The organism is Pseudomonadota bacterium (assembly GCA_010028905.1).
Lineage (GTDB): Bacteria > Vulcanimicrobiota > Xenobia > RGZZ01 > RGZZ01 > RGZZ01.
In genome coordinates this window covers 1-3,966 of the sequence record RGZZ01000465.1, presented here as the reverse complement: position 1 = coordinate 3,966, position 3,966 = coordinate 1, and the positions used below count along the sequence as shown (strand labels likewise).

General features: G+C 68.9%; 5 protein-coding genes. 4 read left to right on the top strand and 1 reads right to left on the bottom strand.

Going from position 1 to position 3,966, the window contains the following annotated elements:
* Positions 1 to 7: 7 nt before the first annotated feature.
* Positions 8 to 472 carry a hypothetical protein gene (locus EB084_21255; GenBank protein ID NDD30792.1) on the top strand — a complete coding sequence of 155 codons (465 nt, stop codon included), beginning with the start codon at positions 8 to 10 and terminating at the stop codon, positions 470 to 472.
* 14 nt (positions 473 to 486) lie between these two features.
* Here EB084_21255 and EB084_21250 read toward each other — a convergent pair whose 3' ends face one another.
* Entirely contained in the window at positions 487 to 1,251 is a 765-nt protein-coding gene (locus tag EB084_21250) for a hypothetical protein (protein ID NDD30791.1), read from the bottom strand.
* A 101-nt stretch (positions 1,252 to 1,352) separates the two neighbouring features.
* On the opposite strand from EB084_21250, the gene EB084_21245 reads away from it, so the two are divergent.
* The 3 genes from EB084_21245 to EB084_21235 all read left to right on the top strand — a co-directional run.
* The gene (locus tag EB084_21245) at positions 1,353 to 2,723 is read left to right on the top strand and encodes a cytochrome P450 (GenBank protein ID NDD30790.1); all 1,371 of its coding nucleotides are present in this window, start codon (positions 1,353 to 1,355) and stop codon (positions 2,721 to 2,723) included.
* Positions 2,724 to 2,842: 119 nt separating this feature from the next.
* The gene (locus tag EB084_21240; protein ID NDD30789.1) at positions 2,843 to 3,565 is read left to right on the top strand and encodes a hypothetical protein; all 723 of its coding nucleotides are present in this window, start codon (positions 2,843 to 2,845) and stop codon (positions 3,563 to 3,565) included.
* A 104-nt stretch (positions 3,566 to 3,669) separates the two neighbouring features.
* On the top strand, positions 3,670 to 3,966 hold a 297-nt coding region (locus EB084_21235), incomplete at its 3' end, for a hypothetical protein (protein NDD30788.1).

Sequence of the window (3,966 nt, the reverse complement as noted above, 5' to 3'; positions counted from 1 at the left end):
CGCGGCGGTGAACCGCCTGCTCAGCAACCTCTGGTGCCCGAACGAACGCTCGGCCTGCCCGGGCACGTCAGTGGGATTCTGGCGACAGCACACCGACTTCAGCCTCACCGCACACACCGACGCCTGCCTGAGCTTCCGCTTCCACACACGCGGCCAGTTCGACGGCAGCCCGCAAGTAGATCAGCGCGTGGAGGGGTTCACCGTCGATCTCGAGCACGCCCGTGAGGTCACGCCCTTTCGCCGCGCCCAGTACGACGCGCTCCTCGAACGCGCGCCCAAGCCCCCTCCGCCGGCGCGCGGCGCCGCGGGCGCCTCGGGGGAGCGCGCGCGCCCGTGCGGATACTACGTGCGCCCTACCGGCATCGTGCTCCTGTTCGGGGACACGCGTGAGGTTCACGTGCCGTGGGAGCCCATCGCTGACATCATCGATCGGGTCCCGGCGCTGCGCGGCTTCCTTCCGTCTGCGGACTGAGCGCGGACAGCGGTTCACCTCCGGCAGAGCGCGATCGACAGCGGCACGATCACCGCGGCGCTGAGCAGGCACGCAAAGGCGGCGATTCCCAGGGCCCCGGTGACATCGTGCAACAGGGGGCGCAGCGCGGCCACGTACGAGAATCCCAGGGCTCGGGCCGCCCCTTCCACGGCCCAGGCGGCCAGCGCCATCCACAACAGGCCGGGAGCCGCGTTTCGCAGATCCGGTGGCGACGGGGCTGCCGATGAGAGCGTGCCCCCCAGCGCGAGCAGCAAGGGGAGGTTCACGTACCATCGCGCGGCAATGAGGGTCACGAGGGTGTGGAAGAGCGAGCGGGCGGCGCTCTGGGTCCAGGCGTCGAGGGCCTGGGCGAACGGATCGCGGAAGGGGCCGGCGGCCAGCGCGAAGCTGGTTCCGAAGAGCCACGCCGTGGCCGCCACTGAGAGCAGGGTTGCGCTCACGATGGGGCCGCACGCGATGAGGGTCGAGACCACCGGCCCCCGCGCGTCGTGCTTGACGAACCCGGAGTGCCATCTCACCTGCATCTGACGAATGCGGGTGAGCGTGCCCAGGCACATGAGGGCATGCCCGCCTTCATGGGTGGCCACCCCTGCCCAGAGGAGAAGGCGCAACGGGTGAAAGCGGTCGGCCATGGCGGTGAGACGGGTGCGGTTCTCGTTGGCGCAGGCCGTGAACAGCAGCAGGAGCAGCAGTGCCGGAGTCAGGGTCGAGAGGAGGGCGAGCCCCGCTGCAGCGGCGACGTCGAGTGCAAGCGGCATGCCGCTGACGGTTCGCGACGCGACCCGTGTGACCCTGGTGGAAATTGAATGTTGTTCCTGAAGAAAGAGGCCCGCACGTGTGCAGCGGGGAACCTCCTCGAATGGCTTCGTCTCCTGTGGTGCCCGCGCGTCGCCAGCCCGCGGGCCTGCCCCTGCCTCCCCTGGTGCAGATCCTGCTGTGGGCGTTTGCGCCCATCGCGCTTCTGCGCTGGTGCGAGCGCCGCTACGGGTCTACCTTCGTGCTGCGCCTGCCCGGCGTTCACTTCACGATGACGAGTGACCCCGAGCTCATTCGTCTCGCCTTTGCTGCGCCCCCCTCGGCCTACGAGGTGCGTGACTCGAACAAGATCCTGCGGCCGCTGGTGGGCGACCACTCGCTGCTGCTGCTCGAGGGGCAGGCCCATCTGCGCGAGCGACGGCTCATGACCCCGCCCTTCCACGGGGAGCGAATGCAGGTGCACGGGGCCGTGATGGTCGACGCCACCGAAGCGGTGATGGCCCGATGGCCGAGACATGAGCGGTTCTCTCTTCATGCGGCCATGCAGGAGATCACCCTCGAGATCATCCTGCGCGCCGTCTTCGGCATCGACGCGGAAGGCAAGCTCGAGCGCCTGCGTGAGATCACGCCCCGGCTGCTCGACACGCTGGCGAGCCCGTGGTCGCTGATCATCGGCGCCACCGGCGAGATCGTTGTGCCCTGGGCGCTTCGGCCCTTCGAGCGGTGGCTCCCGGCGCGACCCTTCGAAGAGGCGCGGGCCGCGCTCGATGAGGCGATTCTCGACGAGATCACCCGCAGGCGCACCACGGGGGAGCGGGGTGACGATGTGCTGAGCATGCTCATCGATGCCCGGGACGAGAGCGGGCAGCCGATGAGCGACATCGAGCTGCGTGACGAGATGGTGACCTTGCTCGTGGCCGGACACGAGACCAGCGCCAACACGCTCTCGTGGGCCTTCTGTCACCTGCTCTCCAACCCGGAGACGCTGGCGAGGCTGAAGGTCGAGCTCGATGAGGGGGTCGGCGACGCGCGCATCACGCCCGCCCATCTGCCCAACCTGCCCTACCTCGAGGCGGTGCTGAAGGAGACCCTTCGTCTCACCCCCATCCTTCCGCTCGTCGGGCGTCATCTGCGCGTCGATCTTCAGACCGCGGACACCGTCGTTCCTGCCGGGACGACGCTCGCCCCGTGCGTCTACCTCGCCCATCATCGCGCGGATCAGTGGGAGCACCCCGAGCGCTTCGAGCCGGAGCGCTTCCTCGAAGGACGCATCGCGCCGCACGCCTGGTTCCCCTTCGGCGGCGGGGCGCGTCGCTGCCTGGGAATGGCGTTCTCCATGCTCGAGATGCGCCTCATCCTGGCCACCATCGTTCGCGGCGCGTCGCTGCGCCTCGCGCCGGGATACCGTCCGCGCCTGACGCGGCGCAGCATCACATTCACCCCGTCGAAGGGTGTGCCGGTGGTCTGCTCATGAGCCGCCTGCCCCCCCCCGGAAGAGCGGAGGAGTTGCCATCGCATGCGTCCAAGCCGCCCCTCTTCCAGGCGTGGGCCGCTGCGGACATCACATGAACGCCGAGATCGGGGAGGACGAGAATGAGACATCTGGTGCTGAGCCTTGTGGTGGTCACGAGCCTGATCGCCTGTGGGTGCGAGCGGCGAGAGACGTCAGCCCCGCCGCTTGCGTCTCCTTCGCTGTCGGCCGCGCCGACGAGCGTCCCTGTGGTCTCTGCCCCTCCCTCGTCGGGCGCCAGTCTGCCGTCACCGCTCGCGTCGAACGCCCCGACAGACGCGAGCGCTTCGTCTGCGCCGCGGCCGGCAGAGGCTTCGGGCAGCCCCATGGGCGACGTGCCCGCATCACCGGTGGCTTCGCCCGCGTCGCTCGAGGCAAGCGGTGCTCCCGCAGACGTTGCGGAGGCGACACAGCGACTGCAGGCAGCGACGGGCCTTGTGTTCAAGGTCCCGGAGGGAATGCAGTCGCAGGTCAAGCCAGACGGCGAGCTGCAGCTCACCTTCAGCGACGGGCTGTTCATCGCCGTCATGGCGGAGAAGAGCGCCGAGGAGGCCGTGGCAGCCTCGCTTGCACACCTGGGGAAGATCGACAAGGGCCTTGCGAGGCCGGTGGTGCAGAACCTCGAGTCTGGCGGGGTCAGAGCCCGCGTGGCACAGGGAGTCTTGAAGGTCGGCACGCTCGACCAGCAGTACATGGTGCTGGCCTTCGACGGCGGGCGCCAGGCGCTGCGTGTGGTCTGTGTCGGAACGGACCTCAAGCACAGCGAGCAGGCTCGCGCGCTGGTGGATTCGGTGAAGCGGCCGTGATCGGGCTGCCGCGGGTGGTGTTGGGCGTCACGCAAGCACCCACGTCGTCATGGAGCGGATCTCCACCTGAGGGGTTTTCCGGCGCGCACACGAATCATCTTGCGATGCGCAACCGACGACACATCGGCTTCATTCTCGCGGCACTTGTCGTGCTGCTGATCCAACCTGCTGGTGCCGCGCCAGAAGATCAATGGCTGCGTCGCCAGGCGGGGGTCTCGGTGCTCACGCAGGGAGCAGCGAGAAGCGTGTACCGCGTTCGCGGGAGGGGCGAGGGCATTCTCGACGCCTATCGCGATCGGCTGGAGGCGCAGCGCTGGAAGGCCGTCGCCGCCGTCTACAGCGGACCTGTGCGGCATCTGCGCCTTCGCCGCGACGCCGATGTGGTCGATGCCACCCTGCAG

Excerpts from the sequence above, each read along its gene's own strand:
- EB084_21240 (NDD30789.1), top strand. The coding sequence starts at position 2,843 with ATGAGACATCTGGTGCTGAGCCTTGTGGTGGTCACGAGCCTGATCGCC.
- EB084_21245 (NDD30790.1), top strand. The coding sequence starts at position 1,353 with ATGGCTTCGTCTCCTGTGGTGCCCGCGCGTCGCCAGCCCGCGGGCCTG.
- EB084_21250 (NDD30791.1), bottom strand. The coding sequence starts at position 1,251 with ATGCCGCTTGCACTCGACGTCGCCGCTGCAGCGGGGCTCGCCCTCCTC.